Annotated in this window: 10 protein-coding genes and 1 tRNA gene; 4 read left to right on the top strand and 7 right to left on the bottom strand. The window is 72.4% G+C overall.

From position 1 onward, the window contains the following. Nucleotides 1-85: 85 nt before the first annotated feature. Nucleotides 86-1081 (top strand): DUF4184 family protein, encoded by a 996-nt coding sequence (locus tag BGP73_RS08275; protein WP_079127339.1) that lies wholly within the window; start codon nucleotides 86-88, stop codon nucleotides 1079-1081. Nucleotides 1082-1317: 236 nt separating this feature from the next. On the opposite strand, the gene BGP73_RS08280 is transcribed toward BGP73_RS08275, so the two are convergent. The 5 genes from BGP73_RS08280 to topA all read right to left on the bottom strand — a co-directional run bounded on the left by BGP73_RS08280 (nucleotide 1318) and on the right by topA (nucleotide 11146). Then, nucleotides 1318-1391 (bottom strand) — tRNA-Thr (locus BGP73_RS08280). Between the two features lie 195 nt (nucleotides 1392-1586). Next, a complete protein-coding gene (locus tag BGP73_RS08285) occupies nucleotides 1587-3155 on the bottom strand; it encodes an alpha/beta hydrolase (protein WP_069813273.1) in 1569 nt (522 codons plus the stop codon). A gap of 240 nt (nucleotides 3156-3395) precedes the next feature. After that, nucleotides 3396-4646, bottom strand: coding sequence for a DNA polymerase III subunit delta' (locus tag BGP73_RS08290; protein ID WP_069813275.1), 1251 nt, complete (start codon nucleotides 4644-4646; stop codon nucleotides 3396-3398). A 327-nt stretch (nucleotides 4647-4973) separates the two neighbouring features. Next, a complete protein-coding gene (tmk, locus tag BGP73_RS08295) occupies nucleotides 4974-8135 on the bottom strand; it encodes a dTMP kinase (protein WP_079127340.1) in 3162 nt (1053 codons plus the stop codon). Nucleotides 8136-8278: 143 nt separating this feature from the next. Further along, nucleotides 8279-11146 (bottom strand): type I DNA topoisomerase, encoded by a 2868-nt coding sequence (gene topA, locus BGP73_RS08300; RefSeq protein WP_069813279.1) that lies wholly within the window; start codon nucleotides 11144-11146, stop codon nucleotides 8279-8281. A gap of 349 nt (nucleotides 11147-11495) precedes the next feature. Between topA and BGP73_RS22555 the strand changes: the two genes are divergently transcribed. The 3 genes from BGP73_RS22555 (at nucleotide 11496) to BGP73_RS08315 (ending at nucleotide 12903) form a co-directional block, all read left to right on the top strand. Continuing rightward, entirely contained in the window at nucleotides 11496-11930 is a 435-nt protein-coding gene (locus BGP73_RS22555) for a TM2 domain-containing protein (RefSeq protein ID WP_069813281.1), read from the top strand. After that, nucleotides 11923-12336: a DUF2752 domain-containing protein gene (locus tag BGP73_RS22560; RefSeq protein WP_069813283.1), complete on the top strand. Its 414-nt coding sequence runs from the start codon at nucleotides 11923-11925 to the stop codon at nucleotides 12334-12336. Before BGP73_RS22555 ends, BGP73_RS22560 begins: the two co-directional genes overlap by 8 nt. 315 nt (nucleotides 12337-12651) lie before the next feature. Then, complete coding sequence (locus BGP73_RS08315; RefSeq protein WP_069813285.1) at nucleotides 12652-12903, top strand: TM2 domain-containing protein; 252 nt, start codon at nucleotides 12652-12654, stop codon at nucleotides 12901-12903. Between the two features lie 133 nt (nucleotides 12904-13036). On the opposite strand, the gene BGP73_RS08320 is transcribed toward BGP73_RS08315, so the two are convergent. Both BGP73_RS08320 and BGP73_RS23045 read right to left on the bottom strand, forming a co-directional pair. Further along, nucleotides 13037-14608, bottom strand: a complete 1572-nt coding sequence (locus BGP73_RS08320; protein WP_069813287.1) for a N5-glutamine methyltransferase family protein — start codon at nucleotides 14606-14608, stop codon at nucleotides 13037-13039. 104 nt (nucleotides 14609-14712) lie between these two features. Next, on the bottom strand, nucleotides 14713-15279 hold the full coding sequence (locus BGP73_RS23045; RefSeq protein ID WP_170837792.1) for a small secreted protein: 567 nt from the start codon (nucleotides 15277-15279) through the stop codon (nucleotides 14713-14715). Nucleotides 15280-15485 lie beyond the last annotated feature (206 nt).

Below are 15485 nucleotides of genomic sequence, written 5' to 3' on the forward strand. Positions count from 1 at the left end.
GCAGTACCTTGTTCAGCCAGGCGACCGGCTCCGTCAACGCGGGTATCGAGGAGGGTTCCGGAGAGGTCTTCCAACTGTTCAGCTCATGAAGCTGCGCGTAAACGCCCCATGCCCGACCGCACTCGGCGCCCGCCACCACGGCCCCGCGTCGACACGGAAGAGACCCGCCTCGATGCCGTTCACGCTCTCCCACCCCGCAGCCGTTCTGCCGCTGCTGCGCCACCCGTTCTCGCCGGCCGCGCTGGTCTGCGGAGCCATGGCTCCGGATGTGCCGTACTTCCTCGCCGCGGCGCGCATACCGGTGAGCGCCCAGTCCTGGTACGAGCAGTTCCTCAACGCCACCTCCTCCCACACGCCCTCCGGCCTTCTCACTGTGGCGTTGCCGTTCGCCCTGGCCCTCCTGGCGCTGTACCGGCTCGTGCGCCGCCCGGTCGCCGCCCTACTGCCGGACCGCCTCTCCCGGACCGGAACGACCGGCCGCGGCGGCGGGGGCCTGCACCGGACGGGCTGGGTGCTGCTGTCCGCGCTGATCGGCATCGCCTCCCATCTGGTGTGGGACTCCTTCACCCACGCCGACGGCTACGTGGTGACCCACCTGAGTGTCCTGCGATCCCACATCACGGGCGGCCTCACGGTGTCGCGGACGCTCCAGCACATCAGCACGGCCGGGGGACTGATCGCCATCACGGTCTGCTTGTGGCGCCGACTGCGCCGAGCCCCGGCCGACAACACGGGCCGGGCCGGACTTCCCGCAGTGACGCGCTGGAGCGTCGTGGCGGTGATGGGCGTTGCCGCCCTCACCGGCGCTGTGGCCAACACGCAGACACTGGAGTACTACGGGGCCGGATCCGCGGCAGTCGACCAGCTGACCGTACAACGAGTGGTGGAGGGGCTTCTCTCGGACTGGGCGAAGGGCGGCGGCGCCGCGCTCGCCTGCGCGCTCATCCTGTACTCCGGCGCCTGGTGGGCGCACCGGGCGAGCCGGTCCTCCGTGCCAGACGGCTTGAGCACACGCGCCACCCGACTCGAGCACACAGGAGAAGCGGATGCGGAATGTGAGGAGCCGACCGGCTCGCGCTGACCCACGTCGTTTTCTCGCTGAACCTCGTTCACACCGTTCACGACTCAAGACATCACCAGCCGTCCACAGCACACCGGAGCTGCCCCGGTTCGCCCGCCGGCCCCTCGTCCGGCTCTTGGCCGAGCAGGCTCACGGAGGGGCGAGGCGACCACGCAAGTCCCGAGCCAACCCCGGACAGCCAACGCCGGAACATCAGAAAGCCCAGGTCACAAGCGGGTGACCTGGGCTTTCAGCTGAGCCGCCTGGGGGAGTCGAACCCCCGACCTACGCATTACGAGTGCGTTGCTCTGGCCTACTGAGCTAAGGCGGCGAGCTGCGGAGATACCGTTCGTACAGGCGTCACGACAGCGGCATCGGCAACAGCGCTCAGTTTACACAGTCGGGCGGGGTGCCCCGAACCGGGTTTGGTCCCAGCGGTCGGCCCCGCCCGTACCTCCGCCACTCGTCCGCAAACCCGGTCGGAGCGCGGCGGCGGAGACCGGAGCCGTCCGGGCACCGCCCGCTGTCAACCGCACTTCTTGCCGTCGGAGGGCGCCTTCCCCTCAAGCAGGTAGCCGTTGATCGTCGAGTCGACGCAGTGGCTGCCGCGCCCGTAGGCGGTGTGGCCGTCGCCCACGTAGGTGAGCAGCCTGCCGGAGCGGAGCTGGTCGGCCAGCGACCGGGCCCAGACGTACGGCGTCGCGGGATCCCGGGTGGTGCCCACGACCAGGATCGGATCGGCCCCCTCGGCCTCGATCCGCCGCGGCTTCCCGGTGGCTTCGACCGGCCAGTAGGCGCAGCTCAGCGCCTCCCAGGCGAGGCCGGTGCCGAAGACCGGTGAGGCCTTCCGGAAGGAACCCAGGTGTTCGCGAACCTCCTCGGGCCCCTTGAAGGCGGCGGGGAGGTCGAGGCAGTTGATGGCGGAGTTCGCCGGCATCAGGTTCGAGTAGCTGCCGTCCGCCCCTCGCTCGTAGTAGAGGTCGGAGAGCTTGAGCAGCCCCTCCCCCTTTCCCGCCATGGCCTGTTTGAGCTCCTCGCGGAGCCGTGCCCAGGCGCCCTCGTCGTACATCGCCGCGATGACGGCCGTGGTGGCCAGGGACTCGGTCAGCCGCCGGTCCTCCCCGGTGGCCAGGGGTTCGGCGTCGAGTTTCCTGAAGAAGCGCTGGAGACTCTCCCCCACCTCTTGGGCGTTACCGCCCTCCAGTGGACAGTCCTTGCGGCCGGCGCAGTCTTCCGCGAAGGCCGTGAACGCGGTATCGAACCCGGCGGTCTGATCGCGGTTCATCCTCCGTGCGGAGAGTGCCGGGTCCATGGCGCCGTCCAACACCAGTCGACCGGACCGGCTCGGGAAGAGCCCGGCGTAGGTGGCCCCGAGGAAGGTGCCGTAGGAGGCTCCGACGTAGTTCAGCTTTTCGTCCCCCAGCAGTTCGCGGAGTACGTCCATGTCGCGGGCCGAGTCGATGGTGGAGATGTGTCCCAGCAGTTCCCCGGAACGCCGCTGGCAGCCTTGGGCGAAGCCGCGGAAGGCCTCCACCAGGGTCTCCACCTCGGCTTGGTCGTCGGGGGTCAGGTCGACCTGGGTGAGAGCGTCCATCTGCCGGCCGGGGAGGCATCGGACCGGTTCGCTGCGGGCCACCCCCCGGGGGTCCACGGCCACCATGTCGTAGCGTTCCCGGACCTCCTGGGGGTACCCGATCCCGGCGTAGGTCCGCAGGTAGTCGACGGCTGATCCGCCGGGGCCGCCCGGGTTCACCAGCAGGGAGCCGAGGTGTCCGCCGCGGCCCGTCGCCTTCTTCCGGGCCACGGCCAACTCGATGTCCCCGCCCTTCCCCGGCTTCCCGTAGTCCAGCGGCGCCCTCATCCGGGCGCACTCGAAGCCGTCGGCTCCGCACTTCCGCCAGCGCAGCTTCTGCCCGTAGTAGGGCTTCAGCTCCTCGGGGATCTCCTCGTCCAGCGGCTGGAGCAGCGCTGCCCGGGGAGCGGCCCGCCCCGCGTCGGCGCCGGCAGCGGGTCCGCCCGAGGAGCAGCCGGAGGTCAGCAGACCGGCGACCGCGAGGGCCAGACCGGTGGTGCGGAGCAGACGGCTGCTGTCCATGGTGCGCCCCTCGTCACAGTGCAGGCAGGTCCATTCGGCCCCGTTGGGCGACGTTCGCCCGCCCGGGCCCTGGCTCTGTGGCGGAGGGTATCGGGAGCCGCCCCCGACGGGCCCGGTTCTTCCCACCTACGGGTGAGCCGCCGGGGCGGACCGTTCGGCACACCGGGGCCCGGGAGGGCGGACCGGCGACCGGGAGCCGCGCCGACGTTCACCAGTCCCGGCCTTCGAACCGCCCGGCCCTCAGCCCGCCCGCAGGGCCATGGCCATCGCCTCGACGGCGAGCAGCGGGGCGACGTTGCGGTCCAGGGCGGTCCGGCAGGCGAGCACCGCCTCGATGCGGCGCAGTGTCCGCTCGGCGCTCGTCTCCCGCGCCACGCGCTCAACGGCGTCCCGCACGTCGGCGTTGGCCAGCGGCACGGTGGATCCGAGTTGCACGGCCAGCACATCGCGGTAGAAGGACACCAGGTCGGTCAACGCGAGGTCCAGGGTGTCCCGCTGGGTGCGGGTCGCCCGCTTCTTCTGCCGGTCCTGGAGGTCCTTCACCGCTCCGGCCGTCCCCCGCGGCAGCCGGCCACCGCTTCCCGAGGCCGCGCCGAGCGCGGCCCGCAGCTCCTCCGTCTCCTTGGTGTCGACCTCTTCGGCCAGTTGCTTGGCGTCCTCAGCCGCCGCGTCCACCAGTTCCTGTGCGGACCTCAGGCAGCCTCCGACCTCGTCGATCCGCAGCGGCATCCGGAGCACGGCCGCCCGGCGGGCGCGGGCCCGCTCGTCGGTGGCCAGTCGCCGCGCCCGGCCGATGTGCCCCTGGGTGGCCTGGGCCATGGCGGCGGCGAGTTCCGGGGCGATGCCGTCCCGCCGCGCCAGCATGTCGGCCACCGCCGCCACCGGAGGGGTGCGGAGCGTGAGGAGCCGGCAGCGGGAGCGGATCGTCGGCAGGACGTCCTCGATCGACGGGGCGCACAGCAGCCAGACGGTGCGGGGGGCGGGCTCCTCCACGGCCTTGAGGAGGACGTTGCCCGCGCCTTCGGTGAGCCGGTCGGCATCCTCGAAGACGATCACCTGCCAGCGTCCGCCGGCCGGCGCGAGCTGCGCCCGGCGGACGAGGTCCCGGGTGTCCTTCACACCGATGGAGAGCAACTCGCTGCGGACCACCTCGACATCGGCGTGGGAACCGATGAGCGCGGTGTGGCATCCGTCGCAGAACCCGCAGCCGGGGGCGGAGCCCAGCGCCCGGTCGGGGCTGACGCACTGCAACGCCGCCGCGAAAGCGCGGGCCGCGGTGGCCCGGCCGGAACCCGGCGGCCCGGTGAACAGCCAGGCATGGGTCATCGACGTCGCCGCCGACCTCGGCCGCGGCGGTTCGCCGTGTGGAGCGGAGGCGGCGGCTTCCGACCGGGCGGCCTCCGCGGTGACCAGGGCGTCCGCGTCCCGGGCGGCGGCGGCGAGATGCTCGATCACCTGGTCCTGCCCGACCAGCTCGTCCCACACCGTCATCGCCTTGCCACCGTTCTCGACAGTTGGTCGGCTGCCCTGCCGCCGTTCGTCCGCCCTCGTCCTGGCGGTGCGGGGCCGCTTCCGGTCCAGGCCCCGGAAACCGCCGACCGGTGGCGCGCCTCGTACCACCGCTCCCCATTGTGGTGCACCGGGCTGACAGCCCGGAGCCGGACCGGCAGGCACCGACCGGCCGAGGCTGCGGGGAGACCGGGGAGAGAACCGTCCGGGCGGGGGCGTTCGCCTGCGGACACGGGAACGGCCGCCGCTCCCCGAACCCGGTGAGCGGCGGCCGACTGCCGACGCGGAACCCTGCGGACCGCCGTCCGGTCAGGGGCGGCGCCCCTCGGCGCCCGACCCGGGGCCGTCGCCGTCCTCGTCCTCACGCGGGCCGAGCAGTTCGTCCGCGAGCGTCGGCAGATCGTCCAACGGCGTCTCCTCGGCCCAGTCCGGGCGCGGCCGGGACCTGCCCCGCGCACCACCGGAGTCCTCCTCGACCTGCGGGAGCTCCCGGGTGCGCTCCACCTCCGACTGGGGGTGGAGGGTCGACTGCCCGTACCCCTGCTCGGGCAGCTGCGGCAGCACCGCCGTCTCCTCCGAGTCGGAGACCGCTCCGAGCCGCGGGTCGACGGTCATGATCTGGGTTGCCTCGGCGTCCGGGTTCGTCCCGGTCCCGCCGTCCGATCCGAAGGCGGATCCGGAGGCCGAGCCCGAGTCGGAGTCCCGGTCGCTCTGCCGTCCCGACTCCGTGCCGGAGCTGGAGGCCGGGCCGGAGCCGGCGGGTCCGCGGTCCGCGTCCCGCGAGTCCCCGCCCGAGCCTGCCTCGGGGGCGGAATCCTCCCGGTGCCCGGGGCCGGAGTCCCGCCCCATCGGGGTCTGCACCGTGGTCTCGTTGTCCGGGTGCGCCGCAGCGGAGGCGGCCGCCTCGGCGGCCAGCCGGGCCTGCTCGGCCCGCAGCAGCGCCTCCTCGGCCTCCCGCTGCTTCTCCAGCCGACGCGCCGCGGCCTCAGCCCGCAGCCGAGCCTCCTCCTCGGCCCGCTGCCGCAACCGCTCCTGTTCGGCGGCGTGGGCCTTCTCCTCGGCCTCCCGGCGCCTGCGCGCCTCGTCGACCCGGCGCTGAGCGTCCTCGGCCCTCAGCCGCGCCGCCTCGGCCTGGCGCTCGGCCTCACGCTCGCGCGCCTCCTCCATGGCGCGGCGCTCACGCTCTTCCTCCTCGGCCCGCTGCCGGGCCAGCTCCTCCTGGCGCTCGCGCTCCAGCCGCTCCTCCTCGGCCTTCCGCGCGGCCTCTTCCTCGGCCTTCCGCCGAGCCGCCTCCTCGGCGGCCTTCCGGGCTTCGTCCCGCGCCTTGATCTCCGCCTCGGAGAGCGGAAGCATCTGGTCGAGACGGTGGCGCACCACCGCGGTGACGGCTTCCGGCTCCTGCCCCCCGTCGACGACCAGATAGCGCGCACTGTCGGCCGCGGCCAGCGTGAGGAAGCCGTTCCGCACCCGCTGGTGGAACTCGGCGGACTCGGACTCCAGCCGGTCGGGCGCCTCGGTGAAGCGCTCCCGCGCGGTCTCCGGGGAGATGTCCAGGAGGACGGTGAGGTGCGGGACGAGGCCACCGGTCGCCCAGCGGGAGATGCGGGCGATCTCGGTCGGCGACAGATCCCGCCCGGCTCCCTGGTAGGCGACCGAGGAGTCGATGTAGCGGTCGGAGATCACGACGGCGCCGCGTTCCAGGGCCGGCCGGACGACGCTGTCCACGTGCTCGGCCCGGTCCGCCGCGTACAGCAGCGCCTCGGCCCGGTGCGAGATGCCCGCCGAGGAGACGTCCAGCAGGATCGAGCGGAGCCGCTTCCCGACGGCGGTGGCGCCCGGTTCGCGGGTGACCACCACCTCGTGGCCCTTCGCCCTGATCCACTCGGCCACCGCCTCCACCTGCGTGGACTTGCCGGCGCCGTCGCCGCCCTCGACCGCGATGAAGAAGCCGTTCTCGGCCAGGGACTCCCGGTCGGGGCCGCCGCCGCGCAGCGCGTCCCGCAGGTCCTGGCGGAGCGGTACGCCTGAGCGGTCGTCGGTCTTGACGAGAACCAGCGCCGCCACGGGCAGCAGCAGGGCGCCGATGAGCATCAGGGTGAAGGCCGCGCCTCCGTGGGCGAAGACGAAACCGTTCCGTGCCAGGCGGTGGGGGCCGATGGCCGCGGCGAGCAGCGGGGCGGCGATCGCGCCACCGCCGACGAAGACGCGGACGACGGCGTGCAGGTGCAGCGTGGTCCGGGCCCGTCGGCTCTCCTCGCTCTCCTGGTCGAGCAGGACGTGTCCGGTGTTGGCCGAGATACCGGCCGCGACCCCCGCGAGCAGCACCAGGAACAGCACGGTGGTGGCGTCGGGGGTCAGTCCGGAGGCGAGCAGCGCCAGTCCGGTGACGGCCAGGGCCATCGCCAGCAGCCGCCGCCGGGAGAGCGCCGGGAGCACCTTCGGAGCCAACCGGATCCCGGCGCCGGTGCCGCCGGTCAGTGCCAGGACGAGCAGCGCGAAACCGATCGGCCCGCCGCCCAGGTCGGCGGCGTGCAGAGCGGCGAGGGCCACCCCCGCGGCGACAGCGCCGGCGACCGACGCGCAGGCGAAGACGATCAGCGGGGCGGCCCCGGTGCGGCCCTTGTCGGTGTCCTTGCCGACGCGCGGACGGCGGAGGCCCTCGAAGGGCGAGCGCGGCCGTGGGGACTGCCCGGCCGGGATCTCCAGGAAGTAGAGCGCCGAGACGGCGGCGGCGAACAGCCCGGAGGCCACGTAGGAGCTGAGCGCCACCTGGTGGAGGCGGAACCAGCCGAAGCCCGAGCCGAGCAGGTTGTTGAGCAGGGTGACGACGACCAGCACGACCGCCGCGAGGGGCAGCGCCAGGAAGTCCGTGCGGAGGAAGAGCCTCCGCAGCGCGTCCAGGTTGTCGGGCAGCGGGCGTACGGCCGCTCCCTCGGCCGGTGCGGCCGGCAGCAGCATGGGCGCGGCGCTCTCCCGGCAGACACCCCAGACCCGCTCCGCCACACCGACGACGAAGACGGTGACCAGCAGGCACGGCACCGCGTTCGCGGGCGTCCAGTCCGTCCACAGCGGCGCGACGATGAGCAGCGCGAGGCGTACTCCGTCCGCACCGATCATCGTCCAGCGGCGGTCGAGCGGGCCGGAGGGTGCGGTGAGCCTGGTGAGCGGTCCCAGGAAAACGGCCCCGAAGAGAAGGGTCGCCAGCGCCCGCACCCCGATCACCGCGGCCACCGCGAAGGCCGCACCGCGGTAGCCGACCCCGAAGGTGTCCTGCACCACGGACGCATGCAGCGTCAGCAGGAGGAGCACCAGAAGGGCCAGCGCGTCCCCGACTCCGCTGACGAGCTGCGCGGTCCACAACCGCCGCAGCGGCGGGAATCGCAGCAGTGCTCGTACGGCGCGCTCACGGGAGTCCGCGGCAAGGTGATCGGAAGTGGGGTTCACGACCGTTGGCTGCTCGGCTCGCGTCATTCGGCCAGCCTATCGGGAGCGACCCAAGCAGCGTCGCGGTGCCCGAACAACTGCCCGGACCGCCCCGAACTATTCCATTTATTCCGGGCGGATCGGGCGGCTTTCCGGGTTTCGTCGGCGGTGGCGCGGGCCGACGGCCCGGTTCAGTCGGCTGGTCCGCTCTTCCCCGCGGCGCTCTTCTTGGTGGTGGTCTTCTTCGCGGTGGTCTTCTTCGCCGCCGCCTTGGTGGCGGTCTTCTTGGCCGCCGTCTTGGTGGCGGTCTTCTTGGCCGCCGTCTTCTTCGCCGCCGTCTTCTTGGTGGCCGTCTTCTTCGCCGCGGTCTTCTTGGCGGTCTTCTTGGCAGGCCCCTTGGCCCGCTTCTCCGCGAGCAGCTCGTACCCGCGCTCCGGGGTGATGGTCTCGACCTCGTCCTCCCGGCGCAGGGTGGCGTTGGTCTCCCCGTCGGTGACGTACGGGCCGAAACGGCCGTCCTTGACGACCACCGGACGTTCGCTGACCGGGTCGACGCCCAGTTCCTTGAGCGGCGGCTTGGCTGCCGCCCGCCCCCGCTGCTTCGGTTTGGCGTAGATCGCCAGCGCCTCGTCCAGGGTGAGGGTGAAGAGCTGCTCCTCCGACTCGAGCGAGCGGGAGTCGGTGCCCTTCTTCAGATACGGCCCGTACCGGCCGTTCTGTGCGGTGATCTCGGTGCCGGACTCCGGGTCGACGCCGACCACCCGCGGCAGCGAGAGCAGCCGGAGCGCGTCCTCCAGGGTCACGGTGTCCAGCGACATCGACTTCAGCAGCGAGGCGGTGCGCGGCTTGACGGCGTTCTTGCCGGTCTTCGGGGTGCCCTCCGGGAGCACCTCGGTGACGTACGGCCCGTACCGGCCGTCCTTGGCGACGATCGGCCGCCCGGTCTCGGGGTCGGTGCCCAGCTCGAAGTCGCCCGTCGGCTTGGCGAGCAGTTCCTTGGCGTACTCGACGGTCAGCTCGTCCGGGGGGAGGTCGTCGGGCACGTCGGCGCGCTGCCCCGGCTCGTCCTCCTTGGGCGACGGCTTCTCGACGTACGGTCCGTAGCGGCCGACCCGGAGCACGATGCCCTCGCCGACCGGGAAGGACGACACCTCGCGGGCGTCGATGGCGCCCAGGTCGGTGACGAGTTCCTTGAGCCCGCCGAGGTGGTCGCCGTCGCCGTTGCCGGCCTCGGCCGCCGCTCCGGCCCGCCCGTTCTCCTCGGAGCCGAAGTAGAAGCGGCGCAGCCAGGGCACGGACTCCGCCTCGCCGGCGGCGATCCGGTCGAGGTCGCCCTCCATCTTGGCGGTGAAGTCGTAGTCCACGAGGCGCCCGAAGTGCTTCTCCAGCAGCCCGACGACCGCGAAGGAGAGGAAGGACGGCACCAGCGCGGTGCCCTTCTTGAAGACGTAGCGCCGGTCCAGGATGGTGCTGATGATCGAGGCGTAGGTCGACGGGCGGCCGATCTCCCGCTCTTCCAGCTCCTTGACCAGCGACGCCTCGGTGTAGCGGGCCGGGGGCTTGGTCGCATGACCGTCGACCGTGATCTCCTCGGCCGAGAGCGCGTCGCCCTCGCTGACCTGGGGGAGCCTGCGCTCCCGGTCGTCCAGCTCGGCGTTCGGGTCGTCGGCGCCTTCGACGTAAGCCTTCAGGAAGCCGTGGAAGGTGATCGTCTTGCCGGAGGCGGAGAACTCCGCGTCCCGGCCGTCGGCGGCACGCCCCCCGATCCGGACCGTGACCGACTGCCCGACCGCGTCCTTCATCTGGGAAGCGACCGTCCGCTTCCAGATCAGCTCGTAGAGCCGGAACTGGTCGCCGGTGAGGCCGGTCTCGGCCGGGGTGCGGAAGCGGTCCCCGGAGGGCCGGATCGCCTCGTGCGCCTCCTGGGCGTTCTTCACCTTGGCGGCGTACATCCGGGGCTTGTCCGGCAGGTAGTCGGCGCCGTAGAGCTGCGTGACCTGGGCGCGGGCCGCCTTGACCGCCGTCTCCGACAGGGTGGTCGAGTCGGTCCGCATGTAGGTGATGAAGCCGTTCTCGTACAGCTTCTGCGCCACCTGCATGGTGGCCTTGGCGCCGAAGCCCAGCTTCCGGGCGGCCTCCTGCTGCATGGTGGTGGTGCGGAACGGCGCGTACGGCGAGCGGCGGTACGGCTTGGCCTCCACCGAGCGCACCGAGAAGGCGGTGCCCTCCAGACCTGCGGCGAGCGCCCGGGCGGCCTCCTCGTCCAGGTGGAGGACGTTCGCACCCTCCTTGAGGACGCCGGTGGAACCGAAGTCCCGGCCCTGCGCCACCCGCCTGCCGTCTACGGCGCTCAGCCGGGCGCCGAAGGTCCCGGGGTCGGTCGCGTCACCGGCCCGGCCGGTGCCGAAGGTGCCGGTGAGGTCCCAGTACTCGGCCGACCGGAAGGCGATCCGCTCCCGCTCCCGCTCCACCACGAGCCGGGTGGCCACGGACTGCACCCGCCCGGCGGACAGCCCGCGGGAGACCTTCTTCCACAGCACCGGAGAGACCTCGTAGCCGTAGAGGCGGTCCAGGATCCGGCGCGTCTCCTGGGCGTCGACCAGGCGCTTGTTGAGTTCGCGGGGGTTGGCGACGGCCTCCCGGATCGCGGACTTGGTGATCTCGTGGAAGACCATCCGGCGGACCGGAACCTTCGGCTTCAGCACCTCCCGGAGGTGCCAGGCGATGGCCTCGCCCTCGCGGTCCTCATCGGTGGCGAGGAAGAGTTCGTCGGACTCGGCGAGCAGCTCCCTGAGTTTCCTGACCTGGCTCTTCTTGTCGCTGTTGACGACGTAGATCGGCTGGAAGTCGTGTTCGACGTCGACGCCCAGCCGGCGCACCTCACCGGTGTACTTGTCGGGCACCTCCGCCGCTCCGCTGGGCAGGTCGCGGATGTGCCCGACGCTGGCCTCGACCACATAGCCGGAGCCGAGGTAACCCTTGATCGTCTTCGCCTTGGCAGGCGACTCGACGATGACGAGTCGGCGTTCGCCCTTCGCGGGCTCGCTGGTCGGGGACAACTTCGCTCTTCTCTCCGGATCGGCTCTCAGTGGATAGGCATCGCCACTCGTAACGGGCACGGTGTGACGCTGCGGAGTGTGACGGTACCTCCCGGCCCCATGTCAAACGGGAAAAGTCCGCAACGCCACTCGAACGGTAACCCGACAAGCATGTCGCCCGCGCTCGGACAGCCGGGGATCCCCGCATCCTGCCATCCCGCGCCGGGCACCGGGCGGGGCCGGGGTCCGGCGTCCGGTCGCCCCCCGGTCTTGCAACCAGCGGTGGCACCACTGGCAGGATGGCGGGCGGTGACCGCGCTGGTTCACCAGTCCCGCACAACCGTCCAGAACACATCGGGGGGCCCAGCCCATGTCCAATTCGAACCCTTACGGCGCACCGCAGGACCCGAACGGCGGCTACGGCTACCCGCAGGACGGCCAGCAGTCCTACGGCCAGCCCGGCTACGGCGCCCACCAGCAGGCGGGGTACGGCTACCCGCAGGGCGGCTACGGCTACGCGCAGCAGCAGCCGCTCGGCGGGGCGTACACGGGCGACCCGAACGCGCCCTACGGCTACGACCCCTACGGTCGGCCGTACTCCGAGAAGTCGAAGATCGTCGCCGGTGTGCTGCAGCTCTTCCTCGGCGGGCTGGGCGTGGGGCGTTTCTACACCGGACACATCGGCATGGGCGTGGCCCAGCTGCTCACCTGCGGCGGCTGCGGCATCTGGTCGCTGGTCGACGGCATCATGCTGCTCGCCGGCAGCGGCGCCACCGACTCCGAAGGTCGCCCGCTCCGTGGCTGACACCACGGCGGTCCGACGCCGGGCCACCGGGCATCCGGCCGCGGCACCCCTCGCGGTGCTCGCGGCCGGGATCGCCGCCGCCGTCTACCTCTACGGCACCAACCCGCACGAGTCCGGACACTGGCTGCCCCGGTGCCCCTTCAACTGGGCCACCGGCCTGCTCTGCCCGGCCTGCGGCGGCACCCGCATGGCGTACGACCTGATGCACGGCGACTTCGCCGCGGCGCTCCGCGACAACGCCGCACTGCTGCTCCTCGGTGTTCCGCTCGGGGCCTACCTGGGCTTCCGCTGGCTGTTCGAGGGGGTGCGCCGGCGGCGCTACCGGCCCTCCTTCGGCCGCCTCGGCACCGCCGCGGTACTGGCGACCGCCGTCTGCTGGACGCTGGCCCGCAACCTCGTGGGCTGACGCTCGCTCAGTCTCTTCGGCGGCCCGGCACCCCGGACGGGCGCGGCCCGGAACCATCCCGTCCCACGGCCTCCTCCGGTGCGCCATTCACACAGTCACCGGCACCGAGCCACCCGGCGGTTGAGGTGCGAGAACCATCCGCGGCACACCGAAACCTCCCGGAATCGTCACCATATGGTGACGATTCCCCTCCGGGATCGCGGTGGACAACCCATCCATGGCAGCTTGTTCCTCGCCGGCGTCGTCCCCTTGTTCGACCGGCGTCAGTCACACCGCTCAGGAGGAACACCCGTGTCGTACCCTGCTCCGCCCCCGATGGGGAACCCCGGCCAGCCGGTCGCCCCGAACGGCCAGCCCTACTCCGAGAAGTCCAAGATCGTGGCTGGTCTGCTCCAGCTCTTCTTCGGCGGCCTGGGGATCGGGCGTTTCTACACCGGGCACATCGGCATGGGCATAGCCCAGCTCCTGACCTGCGGCGGCCTCGGTCTCTGGGCGCTGATCGACGCCATCATCTTCTTCATCAGCAACGACCGGACCGACAGCGACGGTCGCGTACTGCGCGGCTGAGACGCATCGGCCGGTAGCCGGCACGGTCGCGGCCCGTCGACGGGGGTTCCGTCGACGGGCCGCGACCGTCGGTCGTACCCCGGGACTTCGGGCAGGGCCGACGGGCTGACGCCCGCGTACTCGCCTCCCCCGCTCAGCCCTCCACCGGCTCCAGGAATCCCTGGCCCACCAGCATCCGGATGGACTCGGGCATCCGGTCCCGCAGCACCACCGGGTCCTCGCCCAGCAGTTGGGCGATGGCGTCGAGGATGCGCCCGGCCGAGAGAGTTCCGTCGCAGACGCCGGCGAACCCGGCGCCCACCGTGTCCACCCGGGCCGCCCGGCGCATGCCGAACTCCTGACGGAGCACCACGTGCTCCGGATCCTCCGCTCCCGGCGGTCCCACCTGCTCCTGCAGCACCCCGTCCGCCAGCTTGAGCGTGGTGGTGAGCAACTCCGCGTCGTCCGTCCGGCGGAGGAAGTCCTGCCGGGCGAAGTGCTCCCGCACCGCCTCCCCCAACGGCTGCTGCACCGGATGCGGCCATTCATCCACCGTGACGGAAGGCGACTCGGAGCCCGACCTGCGCAGCGTGATCCAGCCGAACCCGACGGCCTTGGTCCCGCGGCGCTCGAACTCCTCCAGCCAGGCGTCGTAGCGGGCGGCGTACCGCTCCCGGCCGGCCCGGTGGTCGCCGGCGTCCCGCAGCCACAGCTCCGCGTACTCGGTGACGTCCTGTACGTCCCGTTGGACGATCCAGGCGTCGCAGCCGCTCGGCACCCAGGCCGCGAGCCGTTCGCGCCAGTCGGCGGAACCGGTGTGCTCCCAGTTGGCGAGCAGCTGGCAGTAGCCGCCGTCGGTGAGGTGCTCGGCCGACCGCTCGACCAGCGTTCGGCACAGTTCGTCGCCGGCCATCCCACCGTCCCGGTAGGTCAGCCGGGCGCCCGGGGAGATGACGAACGGCGGGTTGGAGACGATCAGGTCGAACCGTTCGGACTGCACCGGCTCGAAGAGGGAGCCCTGCCGGAACTCCGCCTCGCCGGCGCCGGACAGAGCCAGCGTCAGCCGGGCGAACGCCAGCGCGCGCGGGTTGACGTCGGTGGCCGTCACCCGCCGGGCGTGACCGACCGCGTGCAGCGCCTGGATACCGGAGCCGGTGCCCAGGTCGAGCGCCCGGGCGACGGGTGTCCGCACGGTGATGCCGGCCAGGGTCGTGGAGGCTCCCCCGACGCCCAGCACCAGGCCCGCGTCGTCCTCGCCGCCCGCCCGCGGCCTGGCCCCCGCGGTCCCCGGCGGGCCGCCGTCCTGCTGGTCGGCGGGGACGGGCACACCGCCGGCTCCGCCCACCGCGCAGCCCAGGTCGGAGACGATCCACCAGTCCTGCCCCTCCGGCCCGCCGTAGGGGCGTACGTCGACACCGGACCGCACCTCCTCGCCGTCCCGGAGCAGCCAGCCGTCCGCGAGGCACTCCTCGACGGGCAGCGCCCGGAGCGCCTGCCGGTAGGGCACCGGGTGCTGGAGCAGGAAGAGTCTGGCCAGGGCCTCCAGCGGCGAACCGCCGCGGGTGGCCCGGAGCGCGGGGACCGTCTCGTTCCGGGCGAGGGCGGTGTAGGCGGGCGCGCCGAGCAGTTCGAGCAGCCCGTCGGCGGTGAAGCCTGCGGTGAGCAGGGCCTCGCGCAGCCGGGACGTGCGGTCGGCGTCGGGAGTGGGGAGGCGGTGCGTAGTCACCTGGCCATTGTCGGGGCTCCCGGCCCGCCGGTCGACGGCTCGACACCACCCGGGCGGCGACCGCTGGTCCGGCGCGGGGGCCGGAGGGGCCGCCGCGCCGGACCTCACTTATCGCCGTTCGGCTTCAGTTCGCCCCCCGGCCGCTGGCAGCCGGCCTGCTGCCCCATCGCGGCGCCGAGGTCGCCGGACTGGAACTTCTGGATCGCCTTGCCGCCGAGCCGGTTGATCTCGTCGAGCTGTTCGACGATTCCGCTCAGCCCCTCGGCGAACTTCCCCTGGTCCATGGTGTCGAGCCGGTCGACGGACTTCTTCAGGTCGCTGTAGGCCCGGGAGGTGCCCTTCAGCTCCTTCACCGCCTCCTGCTGCGTCTTGGCGCCGCCCTCGACCGGCGGCGGGCCGGCCTTCTCCACGCTGGCGGACATCGCGGCGTACGCCTTGGAGATCTTGTCGAAGGCGGCGGAGTCGGCCTTCTTGATGTCCTCGGGCTTGCCGTCGGCCGCGGTCGAGGTGATCGACTGGTTCGCCTGGCTGATCTTCTTCAGCTGGGGCCCCAGCTGGTCGCAGATCCGCTTGGCGTACTCGTCGACCTTCTGGTTCCCCTCGGCGCAGCCGGACAGCACGAGCATCAGCACCGCACCGCCGGAGAGTGCGGCCGCAAGCTTGTTGTTCACCGGATCGGTCCCTTCCATGCTCTCGGCCCCGGAACATACACGCCAGAAGAGCGGGGACCACGAGCCGGCCACGACGAACAGTCGGGTTTCTCACACTCGGCCCAAGGGTGGACGGTGCCCGGAACGTCGGACGGGCGGCGCGCCGCAGCACGCCGCCCGTCCGACCGATCCGGCGGCCCGCCCGCCCCGCGCCGCGGCAGACAGCG

The sequence above is a fragment of the Streptomyces sp. TP-A0874 genome (assembly GCF_001748085.1).
GTDB lineage: Bacteria > Actinomycetota > Actinomycetes > Streptomycetales > Streptomycetaceae > Streptomyces.

Coding starts and splice junctions, on each gene's coding strand:
- BGP73_RS22555 (WP_069813281.1), top strand. CDS start 11,496: ATGTCCAATTCGAACCCTTACGGCGCACCGCAGGACCCGAACGGCGGC.
- BGP73_RS08285 (WP_069813273.1), bottom strand. CDS start 3,155: ATGGACAGCAGCCGTCTGCTCCGCACCACCGGTCTGGCCCTCGCGGTC.
- BGP73_RS08275 (WP_079127339.1), top strand. CDS start 86: ATGAAGCTGCGCGTAAACGCCCCATGCCCGACCGCACTCGGCGCCCGC.
- BGP73_RS08290 (WP_069813275.1), bottom strand. CDS start 4,646: ATGACGGTGTGGGACGAGCTGGTCGGGCAGGACCAGGTGATCGAGCAT.
- tmk (WP_079127340.1), bottom strand. CDS start 8,135: ATGACGCGAGCCGAGCAGCCAACGGTCGTGAACCCCACTTCCGATCAC.
- BGP73_RS08315 (WP_069813285.1), top strand. CDS start 12,652: ATGGGGAACCCCGGCCAGCCGGTCGCCCCGAACGGCCAGCCCTACTCC.